Source organism: Xylanimonas allomyrinae, from assembly GCF_004135345.1.
Lineage (GTDB): Bacteria > Actinomycetota > Actinomycetes > Actinomycetales > Cellulomonadaceae > Xylanimonas > Xylanimonas allomyrinae.
The window spans coordinates 2,491,902-2,511,170 of sequence record NZ_CP035495.1 but is presented as its reverse complement, the minus strand read 5'-3'; the positions used below and the strand labels follow the sequence as shown (position 1 = coordinate 2,511,170).

Sequence of the window (19,269 nt, the reverse complement as noted above, 5' to 3'; positions counted from 1 at the left end):
GCACCCGCGGCGTCCGAACCACACCCCACCAGCCAGGTACGCCACGCCCGTCCGGTGCATCGATCCACCACGTCGATCCCGTCACGTCGATCCCGTCACGTCGATCCGCCACGCCCATCCAGGAGACACCCATGCCACGCACCACGCCCCGGTGGCGCCACGTCGCCGCCGTCGCCCTGCTCGCCCCCGCGCTCGCGCTCGCCGCGTGCGCCGGACCTGGCGGTGCCGCCACCCAGGGCGGCCCCGCCGGGGCCGCGCCCACCGGAGACCCCACACCGGGCGGCACGCTGCGCTTCGCGCTCGGCGCCTCGCCGTCGGGCGTCGACCCGCAGCAGGTCGGCACCAACGTGAGCATCTACATCGCCCGCCAGCTCGCGGACTCGCTGACCGACCAGGACCCGAAGACCGGCGAGATCGTCCCGTGGCTCGCCACGTCGTGGGACGTCAGCGACGACCTGACGACGTTCACCTTCCACCTGCGCGACGACGTCACGTTCTCCGACGGCACGCCGCTGACCGCCACCACCGTCAAGGCCAACCTCGACGCGCTGACCGGCCCGTTCGGCGCCTCCGCGCCGCTGGCCGCCTCCTACCTGGCCGGGTACCAGGGTGCGACCGTCGTCGACGACCACACCGTGACGGTCACGTTCGACGCGCCCAACGCCCAGTTCCTCCAGGCCACCTCGACGGTGTCGCTCGCGATCCTGTCCGACGCGTCGGTCGGCGCCGACGCGGCTGCGCGCCTGCAAGGCACGATCGTCGGCTCGGGCCCGTTCGTCCTCAAGTCCTACACGCAGGACCAGGGGGCCGTGCTGACCCGGCGCGCCGACTACGGCTGGGCCTCGGCCGTCTCCGACCACGAGGGCCCCGCCTACGTCGACGAGATCGACTTCAGCATCGTCCCCGAGTCGGGCGTGCGCGCCGGAGGCCTCGCCTCGGGCCAGTTCGACGCCGTCGGCGACGTGCTGCCGCAGGACGTCCAGCAGATCTCCGCCGCCGGCGGCTCCGTGCTCACCCGCACCAACCCGGGCGTGACGTTCGTGCTCCAGCCCAACGTGACCCGCGGGTTCCTCGCCGACGTCGCCGTGCGCCGCGCCGTCAGCCAGGCGATCAACCGCCCCGAGCTCGTCGACACCGTGCTGTCCGACGCGTTCAAGCCCGCCACGAGCGTCCTCGCCTCGACCACACCCGGGTACACCGACCTGTCGCAGGACCTGGCGTTCGACCCCGACGCCGCGAAGGCCGCCCTCGACGCCGCCGGATGGAAGCCCGGGGCCGACGGCATCCGCGAGAAGGACGGCCAGAAGGCCACGTTCGACGTCGTCTACGCCCCGCTGTTCACCGGCTCGCAGGCCGTCCTGGAGCTCGCCCAGCAGCAGCTGCGCGCCGTCGGCGTCGACCTCACGCTGCGCCAGGTCACCCCCGCCGAGCAGTCGGCGCTCGACAAGAGCGGCGACTACGACACCTACTACTACAACGTCACCCGCGCCGACGGCGACATCCTGCGCACGCAGTTCCCCGCCGCCGAAGGCAACCGCAACCGCCGCCCCGCCGACCCCGCGCTCGACCCGCTGCTGGCGGCCGAGCTCACGCAGTCCGACGCCGCGCAGCGCGCCGACACCATCGCGCAGGCACAGCGCCAGATCGTCGACCAGGGCTACGCCATCCCGCTCTTCGAGCTCGCGCAGTCCATCGGCGTGGGCGCGAAGGTCCACGGCGTCACGTTCGACGCCTCCAGCCGCCTGCTGTTCCACGACGCGTGGGTGGAGCAGGGCTGACATGACGCGCTACGTCCTGGGCCGGGTCGTCGCGGCCGTCGCCGTCCTGTGGGCCGCCGTCACGGTGTCCTTCGTGGTCCTGTACCTGCTCCCGAGCGACCCCGTGAGCGTGATGCTCGACAACGCGTCGGCCGGTCAGACGGTGGACCCCGCCCAGGCCGCAGCCCTGCGGGCCCAGTACGGGTTCGACCGCGGCCCCGTCGAGCAGTACCTGAGCCAGCTCGGCCACACCGTGACCGGCGACCTCGGCACGTCGCTCACCTCGGGGGCGCCCGTGCGGACCTTGATCGCGCAGGCCTTCCCGCAGACGGCGGCGCTCGCGGCGTTCGCGCTCGTCCTGGCCGTCGCCGTAGGCGGCGGCACCGCGGTGCTCGCCTCGTGGACACGGTCGAGCCGCCTGCGCGGGCTGCTGCTCGCCCTGCCGCCGCTCGGCGTGGCCGTGCCCGGCTTCTGGGTGGGGCTGCTGCTGCTCCAGCTCTTCTCCTTCCGCTGGTACTGGTTCCCCGCCGTGGGCAACGACGGTTTCGCGTCGCTCGTGCTGCCGGCCGTGACGCTCGCCATCCCCGGCGCCGCGACCGTCGCGCAGGTGCTCTCGCAAGGGCTGGGCGCCGCCTGGCGCTCGCCCTACGTCGAGACGGCGTTCGCCAAAGGCGCCTCACGCGGCCGGGTGCTCGGGCGGCACGTGCTGCGCAACGCGGTGCTGCCCGTCCTGACCGTGCTGGGCGTGCTGGTCGGCCAGCTCCTGGCCGGGTCCGTCGTCGCCGAGACGGTGTTCTCCCGCCAAGGGTTCGGCCGCCTCGTCGAGCAGGCGGTCACGACGCAGGACATCCCCGTGGTCCAGGGCCTCGTCGTCGTCGCGGCGGCCGTGTTCGTCGTCGTCAACCTCGCCGTCGACCTGGCCTACCCGCTGCTCGACCCGCGCATCGACCTCACCGGTGTGCTCCGCCCCCGCCGTGCGCCGGCCGCCCGGCGCACGACCGCCCTCGGGAGGGCCGCATGAGCCTGCTGTCCGCCTCACGCATCCCCGGCCACCGACCCGGCGCGGCCGCGGCCCTCGCCGACCCGACGGCGCAGCGCGTGCGGGCGGTGCGCCACCCGCTGCTGCGGCCCGGCGCGCTCCTCGCCCTCGCCGTCGTGCTGGTGATCCTCGCGTGGGCCGTGCTGCCCGGGGTGTTCGCCCACCAGGACCCCGTCACGGGAGTCCCGGCCGACAAGCTCCAGGGCCCGAGCGCCGCCCACTGGTTCGGCACCGACCACCTCGGCCGCGACCTGTTCTCCCGGACCGTGCACGGCACCGGCCTGTCGTTGCAGGCGGCGCTCATCGCGATCGCGATCGCGCTGCTCGTCGGCGGTGCGCTCGGCCTGGTGGCCGGGTTCGTGGGCGGGTGGGTCGACACCGTCGTCATGCGGGCGTCGGACGTGCTGCTCGCGATCCCCGGCCTGCTGCTGTCGCTGGCCGTCGTGACCGCGCTCGGTTTCGGCACCGTCAAGGTCGCCGTCGCCGTCGGCGTGGCCACCGTCGCGACGTTCGCGCGCGTCATGCGCGTCGAGGTGCTGCGCGTGCGCGGTGCGACGTACGTCGAGGCGGCACGACTGGCCGGGGTGCGCGAGACCGCCGTCGTGCTGCGGCACGTGCTGCCGGGCGCGGCCGGGCCGGTGCTCGTGCTCGCCGCCGTCGAGCTCGGGGCCGTCGTGCTGGCCGTCTCCGCGCTCAGCTTTCTCGGCTTCGGTGCCGCGCCGCCCGCACCCGAGTGGGGCTCGCTCGTCGCCGAGGGGCGCAACTACCTCGCCACCGCCTGGTGGTACTCGACCCTGCCCGGCGTCGTCATCGCGGCCCTCGTGGTCGCCGTGGGACGCCTCGGGCGCGCCTTCTCCCACGACCGGAGGCCCGTGCGATGACCCTCAGCGAGACCCCGACGATCAGCGTCGCGGCGCCCCCGCTCGTGCAGGCGGCGAGCGAGCGCCCCGAAACCGGCCACACGTCCGGTCACCCGTCCGGCCCCGCGGACCGGCCCGCGCCCGTGCTGTCCGTGCGCGGCCTGCGCGTGGCCTACCGCGGCCGCCGCGGCACGGTCGAGGCCGTGCGCGGCGTGTCGTTCGACGTGCTGCCCGGGCAGGTCGTCGCCCTGGTCGGCGAGTCCGGCTCCGGCAAGTCGACGACGGCGCACGCCGCCGTCGGGCTGCTGCCGCACACCGGGCACGTCACGGCCGGCAGCCTCGACCTGGGCGCCGACCTCCACGACAGGCTCGACCTGGCCCGCCTGCCCGTGCGGGCGTGGCAGAGGGTGCGCGGCACGCGCGTCGGGCTCGTCCCGCAGGACCCGGGCGTGGCCCTCAACCCCGTGGTGCGCATCGGCGACCAGGTGGCCGAGGTGCTGCGCATCCACGGGCGCGCGGGGCGGCGCGAGGCCGCCGCGGCCGCCGTCGAGATCCTGCGTTCTGTGGGCCTCGACGCACCCGAGGAGCGCGCCCGGCAGTACCCGCACCAGCTCTCGGGCGGCATGCGCCAGCGCGTGCTCATCGGCATCGCGCTCGCCTGCCGGCCCGAGCTCGTGATCGCCGACGAGCCCACGAGCGCCCTCGACGTCACCGTCCAGCGCCGCGTGCTCGACCTGCTCGCCCGGCTCACGCGCGAGGCCGGGTCGGCCGTGCTGCTCATCACCCACGACCTGGCCGTGGCCGCCGACCGCGCCGACCGCGTCGTCGTGCTCCAGGGCGGGGAGGTCGTCGAGCAGGGACCCACCGCGCAGGTGCTGCGCGACCCGCAGCACCCGTACACGCGCGAGCTGCTCGCGGCGGCCCCGCTGCGCGCCGTCTCCCGCGCAGGCGCGAGCGCCCGGACCGCGGCCGTCACCGATGCGGCCGGGACCGCCGACGGGATCGCCGACCGCTCGACGACGAGGCCTGCCGCCGCGCCGCAGGAGGCGGGCCCCGCGCCGGCCGAGGCGCCCGCGCGCGGGGCCGAGCGGGACGCGATCGCGCCCGTCGCCCCGGATCCGCGACCGGCCGAGGGGGCGGCTGATGTGCCGTCTGTCGAGTCCCTGCGCGTGGCCGAGCGTTCCACGCCAGCGCCCGTCGCTCCGGATCCGCGCGTGGCCGAGGGGGTGACTGATGTGCCGCCTTTCGCGTCCCTCGGCGTGGCCGAGAGGGCCACGCCTGCGCCTTCCGCCGCGTCCCTGCGCGTGGCCGAGCGGTCCGCGACTACGCCCGCCGCCCCGGACCTGCTCACAGCCCCGGACCTGCTCGTCGTCGAGAACCTGCGCAAGGACTTCCCGCTCGGCGCTCGCGGCACGCTGCGGGCCGTCGACGACGTCTCGTTCGCCGTGCCGCGCGGCACCGCGTTCGCGCTGGTCGGCGAGTCCGGTTCGGGCAAGTCGACGACGGCGCGGCTCGTGCTGGGCCTCGAACGCCCGGACGGGGGCTCGGTGCGGTTCGACGGCCGCGAGGTGGGTGCGGCGCGCGGCGACGTGCTGCGTACGCTGCGCCGCCGCACCCAGCTCGTCCACCAGAACCCGTACGCGTCGCTCGACCCGCGGTTCACCGTCGCGCAGGTGATCGAGGAGCCGTTGCGCGCGCACCGCTCCGGCTCGCGTGCACAGCGTCGCGAACGTGTCGCCGAGCTGCTCGCGGCGGTGCGGCTGCCCGTCGAGCTTGCCGCGCGCCGCCCCGAGGAGCTGTCGGGCGGGCAGCGGCAGCGCGTCGCGATCGCTCGCGCGCTCGCCCTCGACCCCGAGCTGCTGGTGCTCGACGAGCCGACGAGCGCGCTCGACGTCTCGGTCCAGGCGCACGTCCTGGACCTGCTCGGCCAGCTGCGCGCCGAACGCGGGCTGACCTACCTGTTCATCTCGCACGACCTCGCCGTGGTGCGGCAGGTGGCCGACCACGTGGGCGTGCTGAGCCGCGGCCGGCTGGTCGAGACGGGGCCGGTGGCCGACGTCTTCGACCACCCGGCCGACCCGTACACCGCCGAGCTGGTCTCGGCGATCCCCGGGCGCGCCCGCGCCGGGGCCGAGGAGAGTCCTGTGGGAGGCATCGCATGAGCACGCAGATCCTGGACAGGCCCGCGCGGCAGGCGGAGCGTGAGCGCGCCCTGGCCGCGCCGCACGGCTGGCTGTCGGTCGTCGCGTTCCACTGGCTGCCCGCCGAGCCCGCCGCGCTGCCCGGCGTGCCCGGCCTGTGGTGGGCCGACGCCGCCGGGGCGCACGTGCGGCCCGCCGACGGCGCGGGTCCCGCCGCCGGTCGCGCCGCCGACGCCGCCGCTGGTCGCGCCGCCGACGCCGTGTTCGTCGGGCATGCCGCCCAAGCGCGGGAGGACGTCCCCTCCGCGCTCGCCGGCGACCGCCTCGCGTCGGGGCCCGGTGCCGCCGCGCCTGGGGCTGGTGGCCTCGTGGGCGAGCGTCTCGCCCGCGGGTCCGGTGACGTCGTCGTGCCCGAGGGCGGGTCGGTGGTGCTCGGGTCGTACCTGCCCGCAGGCCGGGCCCCGCTGCCCGAGGGGGCGGGGGCGAGACCGCGGTGGTGGCCGTGGAGGTCGTGCAGCGCACGGGCCGCTACGCGATCCGGTTGCGCGACCCGCACGCCCCGGCGCGCGCGGACTTCGCGGGCGTGCCGACGTTCCCGTTCGACCCGGCGTGGGTGCTCGACGGGCGCGTGCGCCAGTACGCGGAGCCGCGCGAGATCGTCGTGGGGGCGGCCCGCCCCGGCCTGCTCCATCACGTCCAGGTGATCGGCGAGGTCGACCTCGCGCACGCCGGCCACGCCGTGACCTTGCTGCTGACCGGCACGGGTGACCGGGCCTCGATCCTGTTCTCCGACGAGACCCCTGGCGTGGCGCCGTGGCGCATCCTCGCCGTCGACCTGCCGGGCACGCTCGCCCCCGGTGGGTCGGGCACGGTGCGCGTCGACTTCAACGAGGCCCGCAACCTGCCGTTCGCGTTCACCGAGCACGGCACGTGCCCCGCCCCGGCGCCGGGCAACCACGTGCCGTTCGCGGTGCCGGCGGGGGAGAAGGCGCCCCGATGAGCGCCACGGCCCTGCCCACGGCGCGGGTGGTCGCTCCGCCGTCGGCCGATCATTCGGCAGGTGCCGACGCGAGCCCGTCGGCCGCGCCGTCGTACGCGGGCCTGCGCGTGGTGCCCGCGCGGCACCCCGCACGATGGGCGGCGACCGGTGTCGTGGCCGTCCTGCTCGCCATGGTGGTCAGCTCGCTCGTGACGAACGACCACTGGGAGTGGGACGTCGTCGCGCAGTACCTGACCTGGCCGTCGGTCCTCGACGGGCTGTGGGGCACGATCCGGCTCGCCGCGGCCTCGATCGTCATCGGGTTCGGGCTCGGCACGGTGCTCGCGCTCATGCGCTTGTCGCGTTCGCCGCTGCTCCAGTCCGTCGCCTGGGCCTACATGTGGGTGTTCCGCTCGGTGCCGCTGATCCTGCAGCTTCTGCTCTGGTACAACCTGGCCTACCTGTACCCCGAGCTGAGCGTCGGCATCCCGTTCGGGCCCGGCTTCGCCTCGTTCGACACGCTCGACATCGTCGACAAGTTCGGCGCCGCGGTGCTGGGCCTGGGGCTGTCGCAGGCCGCCTACAGCGCAGAGATCGTGCGCGCGGGCATCCTCGGCGTCGACCAGGGCCAGCAGGAGGCCGCCGCGTCGCTCGGCATCCCGCGCTGGCGCCAGCAGTGGGCCATCGTGCTGCCACAGGCCATGCGCACCATCGTGCCGACGTCGGTCAACGAGATGATCGGCCTCGTCAAGGGCACCTCGGTCGTCTACGTCCTGGCCTACGGCGAGCTGTTCTACACGGTGGGCATCATCTACGGCCGCAACCAGCGCGTCGTCCCGCTGCTGCTGGTCGCGGGCATCTGGTACCTGGTCATCACCACGGTGCTGACCGTCGCGCAGTACTACCTCGAACGGCACTACGCCCGCGGCGCGCTGCGCACCGTGCCACCCACTCCCCGGCAGCGGCTCGTGCGCGCCCTGCGTGCACGCGGGCACCTGACCCGCACCGCGGCCACGACCCCGGCCCTCGACGGAGCACAACGATGAGCGCGAACACGACGGCGAGCACGACTGTGAACACAACTGCGACCCCGCGGGCGGCCACCTGCGACTGCACGGCGTGCGCAAGTCATACGGCACCCTCGAGGTGCTGCACGCCGTGGACCTGGAGGTCCGCCCGGGTGAGGTGACCGTGATCCTCGGACCGTCCGGGTCGGGCAAGTCGACGCTGCTGCGCCTGGTCAACCACCTGGAGAAGGTCGACGCCGGGTTCGTCGAGCTCGACGGCGACCTGGTCGGCTACGCGCGCCGTGCCACGCGGCGCGGGGAGGTGCTGCGCGAGCTCAAGGAGCGCGAGGTGCTGCGGCAGCGCACCCGGATCGGGTTCGTGTTCCAGTCGTTCAACCTCTTCCCGCACCTGACCGCGCTCGAGAACGTCGTCGAGGCGCCCGTCTCGGCGCAGGGCCGGCGCCGCGCCGAGGTCGAGCCCGAGGCGCGCGAGCTGCTCGCCCGCGTCGGGCTGGCGGACAAGGCCGACGCGCGCCCCCGGCAGCTCTCCGGGGGCAGCAGCAGCGTGTGGCGATCGCCCGCGCCCTCGCGATGCGGCCCTCGGTGCTGCTGTTCGACGAGCCGACGTCGGCGCTCGATCCCGAGCTCGTCGGCGAGGTGCTCGACGTCATCCGCGACCTCGCGCACGGCGGCACCACGCTCGTCGTCGTCACGCACGAGATCGGCTTCGCGCGCGAGGTCGCCGACACCGTCGTGTTCATGGACGCCGGCCGCGTCGTCGAGCAAGGACCGCCCGAGCAGGTGCTCGGCAACCCCCGCCACGAGCGGACCAGGGCGTTCCTCGCCAAGGTCCTGTAGCCCCTGCCCTAGACCCCCCAGCCACAGCTCCCAGCCACCGACCACCCGCCTACCACGAGAGGCACCCATGACTTCCATCGCCCGCCGGCGCCCCCGCGCCGCGCTCGCCGCGCTCGCAGCAGGACCCGTCGTCGCACTCCTTGCCGCCTGCGGCGGCACGTCCGGCGCCGCGGAGTCCGACGACCTGCAGCACGCCGCACAGGCCGCCGGGCTCGAGGTGAGCACCTCCCCGCATCAGGACCGGATCCACACCCCTGCGAACCCGGAGGCGATCGCGCTCCTCCCGCCGGCCTTCGCCGACACGGACACCCTCAAGGTCGCCGTGAGCGCCACGGGCGCCCCACCCCTGGTGTTCCTCGCCGACGACGAGAAGACCCCGATCGGGAACGAGACGGACATCGCCCAGCTCGTCGCCGACGCCCTCGGCAAGAAGCTCGAGCTCGACGTCAAGGCGTGGGCCGACTGGCCGCTGGCCGTGCAGTCCGGCGACGTCGACGCCGTCATCACCAACGTCACCGTGACCGAGGAGCGCAAGGAGCTGTACGACTTCTCCTCCTACCGCAACGACGAGCTGGGCTGGCTCGTGAAGGCGGGCGGCAAGCTCGCGGACACGACGATCACCGAGCCTCAGGACATCGCCGGGCTCACGGTCGCCGTCGGCTCGGGCACCAACCAGGAGAAGATCCTGCTCGCCTGGGACGAGGAGAACACGAAGGCGGGACTGGCCCCCGTCAAGGTCGAGTACTTCGACAACGACAGCGACACGACCCTCGCCCTGCAGTCGGGCCGCATCGACGCGTCGTTCGGCCCCAACGCGTCGGCGTCGTACAAGGCCAAGGTCTCCCCGCAGGACTTCGCCGTCGTCGGAACGCTCAACGGTGGGTGGCCCGACAAGGCGCAGATCGCCGTCGCGACCCTCAAGGGCAACGACCTCGCGCCGGCCGTCACGGCCGCGCTCCAGGGCGCGTTCGACGACGGCTCCTACGCCAAGGTGCTCCAGCGGTGGGGCCTGGAGGCCGAGGCCATCGAGCAGCCCGAGACCAACCCGCCCGGCCTGCCCAAGACGAGCTGACGCGCCCGCGTCCCGCCCCGCACCCGCCACCCCGTCCGGTGGCGTCGCCCCGCGGCGCCGCCACCGGCCGGCCCACCGTCACCCTCGGAGCTCACCATGACCGTCCCGACCCGGGTCCCGCTCTCCGTCCTCGACCTCGCCCTCGTGCCCGACGGCGGCACGGGCGCACAGGCCGTGCGCGACGCCGTCTCGCTCGCCGTCGACCTCGACCGCCTCGGCTACCGCCGGGTCTGGTACGCCGAGCACCACCTGTCGCCCGGCGTCGCGTCGGCGTCACCGGCCGTGCTCGCCGCGGCCGCGGCCGCACGCACCGAACGCATCCGCGTCGGATCCGGGGCGGTGCTGCTGAGCACCACGAGCCCGCTCGTCGCCGCCGAGCAGTTCGGCACGATCGCGGCGCTCCACCCCGGGCGCGTCGACCTCGGCCTGGGCCGGGCGTTCACCCCGCCGACCGGCGACCGCGCGGCACGGCACAAGGCAGGGGAGGCCCCGCAGGCCGACGCCCCCAGGCCCGCCGACCGCCCGGCACCCCGCGAGGCCGGGCCGCGCGTCGTCGACGGCCTCTACGTGCCCGCCGCACCCCCGACGCTCAACGACTCCGCGCTGCGTGAGCGATTCCTCGCGCAGGCCGCCGTCGTCGGGGCGTCGCGCGCCCCCGCGAGCTTCCAGGCCGAGCTCGAGCTCGTGCTGGGGCTGCGGGCCGGGACGTTCACCGACGACGCCGGCCACCACTACGTGTCGCCGCCCGTCCAGGACGCGGCTTTCGACCTGTTCGTGCTCGCGTCCTCAGGCGGGGAGTCCGCGCGCGTCGCGGGCCGGCTCGGCCTGCCGATCGCCGCGAACTTCCACGTCAGCCCCCACACCACGCTCGACACGGTGGCGGCCTACCGTGCCGCGTTCCGTCCCGGCGTGCTCGCCGAGCCGTACGTCGTCGTGTCCGCCGACGTCCTGGTCGCCGAGACCACCCAGCGCGCGCACGACCTCGCCGCCCCCTTCGCCGACTGGGTCGCCTCGATCCGTCGCGGAGCCGACGGCGCGATCGCCTACCCGCGCCCCCAGGACGCGACGCCGTGGACCGAGCGCACCGAACCGGAGCGCGCCGTCGTCGCCGACCGCGTCGACACGCGCATCGTCGGCGACCCGGCCACCGCCGTCGAGCGCCTGGCGACGCTCCAGCGCGTCACCGGCGCCGACGAGCTGCTCGTCACCACCGCGACCCACGACCCCGCCGACGCCCGCCGTTCGTACGCGCTGCTGGCCCAGGCATGGGCCGGCGCGGGCGCCGACCGCGCCCCGCGCACGGAACAAGCGGCCGCGTTCGCCGGTTAGAACCCACTCCCACAACCCCAGGAGGACCACGTGACCAGCCCCGAGCTCCAGACCGCCGCCGACGCCGGCGCCAAGGTCGCCGACGGCGCCCTGCTGATCGACGTCCGCTCGGCCGCCCTGCGCGCGTCGACCGGCGAGATCCCCGGCGCGACGATCGCCGACCGCGACGACCTCGACGCACTGTTCGGCCCGGCCGCCGCGCCCGCGGTCGCGCACGACACGCCCGTCGTCGTCGTGTGCGGGTCGATCAACGGCTCCGGACCCGTCGCCGAGGCGCTCGCGGCCCGCGGGTACACCGACGTCTCGCACGTCGACGGCGGATTCGGCGCCTGGAAGGACGCCGGCCTGCTCGCCGCCGACGGCGCCTGACCGCAAGCAGCACCCGGCCTACCCCCTGAACCGCACCCGAAGGAGAACAGAGAGCCGTGCCCGTCGACTTCCTGACGACCGCCACCACGAGGACTGGCAGACGCGACGCCGCGGGAGCGGCCGTGCACGAGGGGAGGGACGCCTGATGCGCTTCCAGCTCCTGGACATCGTGTTCAACCCGCCGCACCCGGTCACGGGCGAGGCCGTGCCGCCGTCGGACCGCCTGGAGCGCGTGGTCCAGCACGCGGTGCTCGCCGAGGAGCTCGGGTTCGACTCGTTCGCGGTGGGGGAGCGGCACGCGGGCGACGTGCTGTCGTCGGCGCCGACGGTGATCCTCGGTGCGGTCGCCCAGGCGACCCACCGGATCCTGCTGAGCACGGGCGTCACGGTGCTCTCGCTGCTCGACCCGATCCGCGTCGCTGAGGACCTCGCCACGGTCGACCAGCTCTCGCGCGGCCGCCTGGAGATCACGATCGGCAAGGGCAACGAGGACCTCCAGTACCCGCTGCTCGGCCTCGACATCACCAAGCAGTACGAGTACCTGGAGGAGAACTACGAGCTGCTGCGCCTGCTGCTCTCGCAGGAGGACGTGACCTGGGAGGGCCGCCACCGGCACCGCCTGGAGCACGCGACCACGCTGCCGCGACCGTTCGCCGGGCCGTTCCGCATCTGGCACGGCTCGGCGACGTCGCGGTTCGCGGTCGAGCTGGCCGCCAAGCACGGCGACCCCGTCATCACCGCCAACGCGTTGCAGCCGCGTGAGAACTACCAGGTGCTGCTCGAGCATTACCGCGAGCAGTACGCCGCCCACGGGCACGACGCGCGATACGGGTTCGTGGGTTCCGGGTCGGGCGGGCTGTTCCTCGCGGACACCACCGAGCAGGCGGTCGAGGAGTACCGGCCGCTGTACGAGGCGCAGGTCGCGTCGATGCGCCGGCGCGGGTACGACCCGGCGACGCACGTCGGCAAGGCGCTGAGCTTCGAGACGATCGAGGAGGCCGTCGAGCGCGGCCCCGCCCTGGTCGGGTCCCCGGAGCGGGTCGCGGAGAAGATCCTCGACTACCACCGGAGCTTCGGCCACGTGCTCCAGTCGGTGTCCGTCAACCACCTCCTGCCGCCCGCGCAGCAGGAGGACGTGCTGCGCAGGTTCGCGCAGGAGGTGATCCCCGTGGTCCAGGCCGAGGTGACGACGGACCTGTGGACGACGGCGGACGAGCGGCGGGCGAAGGGCTTCACCGCCCTGGTGCCCGCGACCGCCGGGAGCGCGTCCCGGTAGGGTCCGGCACATGGCAACGGTGCTTTCCTTTGGCGGTCACACCCCGCAGATCCACCCGACGGCGTGGCTCGCCCCGACGGCAACCGTCGTCGGGCGGGTCACGATCGGACCGCGCGCAAGCGTCTTCTACGGTGCGGTGCTGCGCGCCGACCTCGACGAGATCGTGCTCGGCGAGGGCTCCAACCTTCAGGACAACTGCGTCGTCCACACCGACGAGGGCGTCCCTACGCACATCGGCGCGGGCGTCGGCGTCGGGCACGGCGCGATCGTGCACGGCGCCACGGTCGGCGACGGCAGCCTCATCGGCATGGGAGCCACGCTGCTCAACGGCGCCGTGATCGGTGAGGGCGCGTTCGTCGCCGCCGGGGCGCTCGTCCGCGAGGGGCAGGTGATCCCGGCGGGCCACCTCGCCGTCGGCGTGCCCGCGAAGGTGCGCGGCGAGCTCGACGACGCGGGCCGCGAGCGGGTGGCGAGCAACGCCCTCCACTACGAGGAGCTGGCCCGGCGGCACCGCGAGGCCGTCGGCGGGTAGGACGGCGTCTTCGCCGGTCGTCTTCGCGGAATGTGCCCCGGGCACGCTCCGCGCGGTGGTGGTGCTCTGGAGAATGCGGTCGTTCCGACGCCGGTGCCCTGCGTGGCGCGGGCGGCGTCGGCTGCGTCACGCACCTGTAGCGTCCAGCGGGGTGGTCGGCATCGGGTGCGAGCGGCATGGGGCGGGGCAGGGCGGTGCGGACGCGAGAGAGCATCGAGTGCTGGGTCCTTGCGGGCAGCGATCTGGTGCTGCTGCTGCACGTCGCGGCTGGGGCGTTCCCACCGGACGGCTTCTGGCAGCCGGTCACCGGCGGGATCGAGCGGGACGAGAGCCCACGTGACGCCGCGGTGCGAGAGGTCTGGGAGGAGACCGCCCTGCGCCTCGAGCCGGACGCGCTCGTGCAGGTCGCGGAGGGCGTCGTCGTCCCGATCAGTGACAGCCTCCAGGTCGTCAAGACGTTGTTCGTCGTCCACCTGCGGTCCCCGGTAGCGGTGACGACAAGCCCGGACGAGCACGACGGCCATCGCTGGTGCCCGCGGGGCGACGTCGGTGGCGCGCTGACCTGGGAGAGCAACCGCAGCACCTGGGGCCTCGTACGGAACTGATGGGATCGCGCCGGCGCCGAGGCGCCAGGACTGCTGCCGTCACCCGCGCCGACGGGCCAGGCTCCGCGCGCGAACGCGATGCCCTCCTCGCAGACCGGCACGACGGCGTCGACCCGCGCTGGACGGCCGCGGGCCGGGTCTGGTCCGGCGGAGGCGGTCTGACGTCGGCGCGCCAACCCGTGAGGTCGCGGACCTCGTCGAGCGTGCGGTCGGCGATCTGGGCAGCGCGGGCGGTGCCGCGCGCGAGGGTCTCGTGCAGGTCGTCCTGCCCGCGATCGACGGCCCGGCGCAGGTCTCGCAGGGGGCGCTGGCCGACGGCGGGCGTGGGGCCTCGACCAGGGCCTTGGTGACGACGTCCTTGCGCCTTCCGGCGCCGACGGCGCCGATCTCGCCGGCGAGCGCCTCCGGCGTCGGGGTGTCCGCGTGGTTCAGTCGAGCGGTTGAGGCGCGCGCGGGTGCAGCCGCGTGGTTGCGGCGTGCGCGCCCGTCGGCGTGCGGTCGGTGATGCGGGTGAACGCACCTGTGTCGTGATGACGTGTTCGCGCACAGACCTCGCATGTCGAACATATGTTCGATATCATGACGGCATGATCGACACGGCGCCGAGCACGGCGAACGAGCGGCCGGTGGGCGCGAGCCCTGGAGCCGACGTGCTCAGCGCCGACGCGCTCCGCGCCGACGTGCTCAGCGCCGACGCGCTCCGCGCCGACGTGCTCCGCGCCGACGCGCTCCGTGCACACCAGGACGAGGAGCGGGCGTCGTTCCGCGACCTGGTCAGGCAGCGTGCGGCGGCGCTGGCGCGCGCCGGGATCGCGGACGACGGGTCGTTGGCGTCGAGGTTGTGGGACCAGCCGGACCTGGTCGACGCACTGCTCGGGCGGGCTCCGATCGACCCGCTCGGTGCGGGCAGCGACGCCCGGGGGTTGCCGGCAGACGCGGCCGCGCTGGTGGACGTGCGCGGTGCCGTCGGGATCGACGACCTGGACGCGACGCTTGACGCCGTCGCCGCAGCGCGGGCGCAGGTGAACGCCTGGGAGGCGGTCGAGGCGCTGCTGCTCGAGCGTGCGCGTCGGCAGGCGCTGCGCGCCGAGGCGGTGGTGCTCGACGACGGCGACTCCCAGGTGCGCGCGGCGGGCGCCGTTCGGCGCGGTGACCTCGCCCGCCGCGCCGTCGTCTCCGAGATCGCGCTGGCGATCCATCAGGACGAGCACGCGGTCGCCGTGCGCGCGGGGTGTGCGCAGGCGCTCGTGGAACGGGCACCGCAGACCCTGGCTGGTGCGCTGGCCGGGCGAGTCGCGTGGCGCAATGCCACGAAGGTGGCCGACGCCGTGGCCGAGCTGGACCTGTCCGCCGCGGCCCGCCTCGACGAGCTTGTCGCGCACCACGCCGCCCGTCAGAGTCCGCAGCGGTTTGCGAGGACCGTCCGAAGGGTGCGCGAGTCCGTGCACGCGACGCCGGCCGAGGTCCGTCACGCCGAGGCCGCGACCAAGCGAGGCGTCTGGATCGACCGTGCCGCAGACGGCATGGCCTATCTGACCCTGTGCGCCCCGGCGCCTGCTGTGCATGCGATCGGCGACCGGATCGAGACCGTGGGCCGCGCCGCGCGTGCCGATGGCGATGCTCGGACGCTGGCCCAGCTCCGGGCCGACGTGGCGTGCGCGCTCCTGCTCGACGACGGCACCCTGGACCTCGCCTCGGCTGCCTCCGTGGCGGCATGCGCGGGGTCGCGCCAGGGCGGCGCCTCGGGCGCCGGGGCCGACCTCGACGGCGGGGACGCGGTCGGGGCCGACGACGACGGCACACGCGCCGGGTCGGAGCCGTTCGGCCGCACCGGGTTCTCGCTCGCCACCGTCGCGCGCTCGGTGCGCCCGAAGATCTACGTCACGGTCCCCGTGCTGACGCTGCTGGGCCGCGCGGACGAGCCCGCGATGCTCGACGGCAGCGTGCCCATCGACCCGGAGACGGCGCGCGAGCTCGCCGGTCTTGCGACGTCGTTCACCCGCCTGCTGACCCACCCCGAGAACGGAGCGGTGCTGGCTGTCGGCTCCTCGTCGTATCGCCCGCCCGCCGATCTGCGTCACTACCTCAAGGTGCGGGACGTCACCTGCCGGTTCCCCGGGTGCGCGCGCCCGGCGTCGGCCGCCGACGCGGACCACACGATCGCCCGCGCCGACGGCGGCGGCACGCATGCGGGCAATCTCGCCGAACTGTGCCGCCGGCACCACGTGCTGAAGCACCAGTCACGCTTCACGGTGAGTCAGTCCGCCGTCGGTGACGGCACGCTGACGTGGACCACCCCGACGGGCCGCACCTACGTCACCCGGCCCGACCCGGTGCCCGCGACGGTGCACCGGACACCCGACCCCGGCGACGAACCACCCGACTGGGGCGACCCGCCGTTCTGACGTGCCGCGCGGGCGTCTGCCGCGTGCCGCGTCACCATGCGCGTCCCCGCGTCCCCGCGTCCCCGCGTCCCCGCGCCGTCACGCTGCTGCTCCGTCATGCCGCCCACGCTGTCGCGCTGTCGCGCTGTCGCGCTGTCGCGCTGTCGCGCTGTCGCGCTGTCGCTCTGTCGCGCTGTCGCGCTGTCGCGCTGTCGCGCTGTCGCGCTGTCGCGCTGTCGCGCTGTCGCGCTGTCGCGCTGTCGCGCTGTCGCGCTGTCGCGCTGTCGCGCTGTCGCGCTGTCGCGCTGTCGCGCTGTCGCGCTGTCGCGCTGTCGCGCTGTCGCGCCGTCGCGCCGTCACACCGTCACGCCGCCACACCGTCACGCCGTCACGCCGCCGACTCCGCCGCCTCTCCCTCCTGCCCTGCACCCGCGCGTGCCCCGCTCTCGCGCGGCTCGTCTCGTCGCTCCGTGCGCCACGGCAGCGGCTCGCGCAGCCCCACGTGCTCGCGCAGCGTCGTGCCCTCGTACGCCGTCCGGTACGCACCGCGCTCCTGGAGCTCGGGCACCACGCGGTCGACGATGTCGTCGAGTCCGCTGGGCACGATCCACGGGCTGATGTTGAACCCGTCGACGGCTCCCGTCCGCACCCAGCGCGTCAGGTCCTCGGCCACGGAGCCGGGTGTGCCGACGAACCCGCGTTCTCCGCTGTTGCGGATGACGAGCTGGCGGATCGACAGTCCTTCGGTCTCGGCGATCGCACGCCAGCGCTGCGCGATCTCACGGGTGCGCGCGCCCGTGGTGGCCGACCCGCGCTCGCCGCCGAGCTCCTCGACGACGGGGTCGTGTGCGGGCAGGGGCCCGTCGGGGTCGTAGGCCGACAGGTCTTCGCCCCAGATGTTGCCGACGATGGACAGCGCGGTGGCCGGGGTGACCTGCTGGGTGCGGACCCAGCGAGCCCTTTCCTCGGCCTCGTCGGGGGTGTCGCCCACGATGATCGAGGTGCCGGGGAAGATCTTGAGGTCGTCCTCGGGGCGTCCGGCGGCGACGACGCGCCGGCGTACGTCGGCGGCGAAGTCGAGCGCGTCGGTCAGCACCGATCCGTGTGCGGAGAAGATAACGTCGGCGTTGGCGGCGGCGAAGTCGCGCCCGGCGGGGGAGTCGCCCGCCTGGAAGATCACCGGGTGGCCCTGTGGGCTGCGCGGCGTCGTCGGGTCGATGACGGCGTCGAGCGGTGTGCGCAGGTCGGCGGCGGATGCCGTGACGCGCGCGACGGTCCCGGGGGTGCCGGCGTCGGGGAACGCGTCCCAGATGCGACGCGCGGTGGCGAGCACGGCGGCGGCGCGCTCGTAGCGGTCGGCGTGGTCGAGGTACCCGCCGCGACGGAAGTTCGCCCCGGTCCACGCGTTGTCGGTCGTCACGACGTTCCACGCGGCTCGCCCGCCCGAGAGCACGTCGAGGCTCTGCAGGCGTCGCGCGAGGTCTGCGGGGTCGTTGTACGTGGTGTTCTGCGTGGCGACCAGGCCGATGCGCTCGGTGACGGCGGCCAGCGCGGCGAGCTGGGTGATGGCGTCGGGGCGCCCGACGACGTCGAGGTCGTGGAGCAGGCCGCGCGACTCGCGCAGCCGCAGGCCCTCGCCGAGGAAGAACGCGTCGAACAGCCCGCGCTCTGCGGTGCGGGCGACGCGCTCGAAGGATGCGAACTCGGTCTGCGACCCGGATTCGGGGTCGGACCAGATCGTGGTGTGGTTGACGCCTTGGAAGAAGACGCCGAAGTGGACCTGGGCGCCGGGGCGGACGATCGGGTGCTGCGTGCTCATGGAAGCTCCTGGGTCGATGCCGGGCGTCAGGCGACGCGTGCGTAGCGGTTGGCGGGTCGCGGCAGGCCGAGCGTCTCGCGCAGCGTGGCTCCCGGCCGGGGCGGGACGACGACGCGGGCGGCGCGCAGCGCGGGCAGCACCTCGCGGACGAGGGCGCGCAGGTCGGTGTCGAGCACCGCGGGCAGCAGGCGCACACCGTCCACACCGCTCGCGGCCAGCGAGGTCAGCAGCGCGACGAGTCCGGCGCCGTCGCCGACGTAGCGCAGCGGGCTCGTGCCCGACGGTGCGGGTGCGCCCCACGGTGAGCGCACGCCGCCGGGTGTGGCGGCGTCCAGGTCGCGCAGCCGGTCGGCGGCGCGCCGCCCGTCGGCGTCGAGCACCACCTCGACCTCGACGCCCGCGCGCGGCGCACGGCCGTCGACGGCGCGCGCATCGGAGGCCTGGGCCGTGCCTCGCTGCGACGTGTCCGGTCCTGCGGTGCCAAGCGCGGAGCCGGCGGGCCGTGCCCGCGACTCCAGCGCCGCCGCCGTCGCGTCGGCGGCTCCGGTCCCGCCGACGAGCGCGACGTCGACGAGCGGCTCGCGCGAGCCGGGCGCGACGTCACCCGCGGCGGCGAGCACCACGAGCTGGCCCTGCGGCGGTCGCGGCGTGATGAGGGGGCCGGTCACCGAGAAGCTGGCGCCCTCGAACCGCGGGTAGTGGATGCGGTCGCGGTCGACGTAGCGTCCGGTGGCGACGTCGCGGATCACGGCGTCGTCCTCCCACGTGTCCCACAGGTCGCGCACGACCTGGACGACGTCGCGCGCCTCACGCTCGACGTCGTCCACGGCCGCGCGGCCGTAGGCGGCGGCGGTCTCGGGCGTGCGGGTCACGCCCGCGAGCCACCCGCCGCGCCCCGCGGCGGCGTGGTCGAGGGACGCGAGCTGTGCGGCGACGTGGAACGGCTCGGGGTACGTGGTGGGCACCTGCGGCACGAGGCCGATCGCCGTCGTCGTGCGTGCGACGAACGCGGCGCGTGTCACGGCGTCGAGCCGTCCGGACGACGCGTGGCCGGTCACGGCGGGCAGCAGGGCGTCGGTGAAGGTCACGAACGTGACGCCGGCGTTCTCGGCCTGTCGCACGGAGCGGGCGAGTCGTGCGCCCGAGAGCAGGTCGGCGGGGGCCTGACCGGACGCCGTGGCGGCCGCGGGGTGGGCGCCCGCGCCGTCGACGTCGAGGCCGACGAAGAAGGGGATGGTCATG

The 19,269-nt window shown here is 74.9% G+C and carries 15 protein-coding genes and 1 pseudogene; 14 read left to right on the top strand and 2 right to left on the bottom strand.

Features of this window, described 5'->3' with window-relative positions:
* The first annotated feature begins 131 nt into the window (after positions 1–131).
* From ET495_RS11510 to ET495_RS11440, 14 genes and pseudogenes are all read left to right on the top strand, one after another.
* Entirely contained in the window at positions 132–1,778 is a 1,647-nt protein-coding gene (locus ET495_RS11510) for an ABC transporter substrate-binding protein (RefSeq protein ID WP_129204924.1), read from the top strand.
* A 1-nt stretch (position 1,779) separates the two neighbouring features.
* The gene (locus tag ET495_RS11505; RefSeq protein ID WP_129204923.1) at positions 1,780–2,778 is read left to right on the top strand and encodes an ABC transporter permease; all 999 of its coding nucleotides are present in this window, start codon (positions 1,780–1,782) and stop codon (positions 2,776–2,778) included.
* Positions 2,775–3,677: an ABC transporter permease gene (locus tag ET495_RS11500; protein WP_129204922.1), complete on the top strand. Its 903-nt coding sequence runs from the start codon at positions 2,775–2,777 to the stop codon at positions 3,675–3,677. Before ET495_RS11505 ends, ET495_RS11500 begins: the two co-directional genes overlap by 4 nt.
* The gene (locus tag ET495_RS18795; protein WP_129204921.1) at positions 3,674–5,818 is read left to right on the top strand and encodes a dipeptide ABC transporter ATP-binding protein; all 2,145 of its coding nucleotides are present in this window, start codon (positions 3,674–3,676) and stop codon (positions 5,816–5,818) included. The genes ET495_RS11500 and ET495_RS18795 overlap by 4 nt, the downstream gene beginning before the upstream one ends.
* 475 nt (positions 5,819–6,293) lie before the next feature.
* Complete coding sequence (locus ET495_RS11485; protein ID WP_162616454.1) at positions 6,294–6,797, top strand: DUF1684 domain-containing protein; 504 nt, start codon at positions 6,294–6,296, stop codon at positions 6,795–6,797.
* Positions 6,794–7,822: an amino acid ABC transporter permease gene (locus ET495_RS11480; RefSeq protein WP_129204919.1), complete on the top strand. Its 1,029-nt coding sequence runs from the start codon at positions 6,794–6,796 to the stop codon at positions 7,820–7,822. Before ET495_RS11485 ends, ET495_RS11480 begins: the two co-directional genes overlap by 4 nt.
* A gap of 64 nt (positions 7,823–7,886) precedes the next feature.
* Positions 7,887–8,641, top strand: a pseudogene (locus tag ET495_RS11475) (amino acid ABC transporter ATP-binding protein).
* Between the two features lie 67 nt (positions 8,642–8,708).
* Entirely contained in the window at positions 8,709–9,713 is a 1,005-nt protein-coding gene (locus ET495_RS11470; RefSeq protein WP_129204918.1) for an ABC transporter substrate-binding protein, read from the top strand.
* Positions 9,714–9,809: 96 nt separating this feature from the next.
* A complete protein-coding gene (locus ET495_RS11465; protein WP_129204917.1) occupies positions 9,810–11,042 on the top strand; it encodes an LLM class flavin-dependent oxidoreductase in 1,233 nt (410 codons plus the stop codon).
* 30 nt (positions 11,043–11,072) lie between these two features.
* Positions 11,073–11,411: a rhodanese-like domain-containing protein gene (locus ET495_RS11460; protein WP_129204916.1), complete on the top strand. Its 339-nt coding sequence runs from the start codon at positions 11,073–11,075 to the stop codon at positions 11,409–11,411.
* A gap of 145 nt (positions 11,412–11,556) precedes the next feature.
* On the top strand, positions 11,557–12,687 hold the full coding sequence (locus ET495_RS11455) for an LLM class flavin-dependent oxidoreductase (RefSeq protein ID WP_129204915.1): 1,131 nt from the start codon (positions 11,557–11,559) through the stop codon (positions 12,685–12,687).
* A 10-nt stretch (positions 12,688–12,697) separates the two neighbouring features.
* Positions 12,698–13,219, top strand: coding sequence for a gamma carbonic anhydrase family protein (locus ET495_RS11450; RefSeq protein WP_129204914.1), 522 nt, complete (start codon positions 12,698–12,700; stop codon positions 13,217–13,219).
* 194 nt (positions 13,220–13,413) lie between these two features.
* Positions 13,414–13,824 carry an NUDIX domain-containing protein gene (locus ET495_RS11445; protein WP_245993040.1) on the top strand — a complete coding sequence of 137 codons (411 nt, stop codon included), beginning with the start codon at positions 13,414–13,416 and terminating at the stop codon, positions 13,822–13,824.
* A gap of 587 nt (positions 13,825–14,411) precedes the next feature.
* Positions 14,412–16,229, top strand: a complete 1,818-nt coding sequence (locus tag ET495_RS11440; protein WP_129204912.1) for an HNH endonuclease signature motif containing protein — start codon at positions 14,412–14,414, stop codon at positions 16,227–16,229.
* Positions 16,230–16,596: 367 nt separating this feature from the next.
* Here the strand turns inward: ET495_RS11440 and ET495_RS11435 are convergent, their stop codons facing one another.
* On the bottom strand, positions 16,597–18,027 hold the full coding sequence (locus ET495_RS11435; RefSeq protein ID WP_129204911.1) for an LLM class flavin-dependent oxidoreductase: 1,431 nt from the start codon (positions 18,025–18,027) through the stop codon (positions 16,597–16,599).
* Positions 18,028–18,053: 26 nt separating this feature from the next.
* Positions 18,054–19,268, bottom strand: a complete 1,215-nt coding sequence (locus tag ET495_RS11430) for an LLM class oxidoreductase (protein ID WP_129204910.1) — start codon at positions 19,266–19,268, stop codon at positions 18,054–18,056.
* Position 19,269 lies beyond the last annotated feature (1 nt).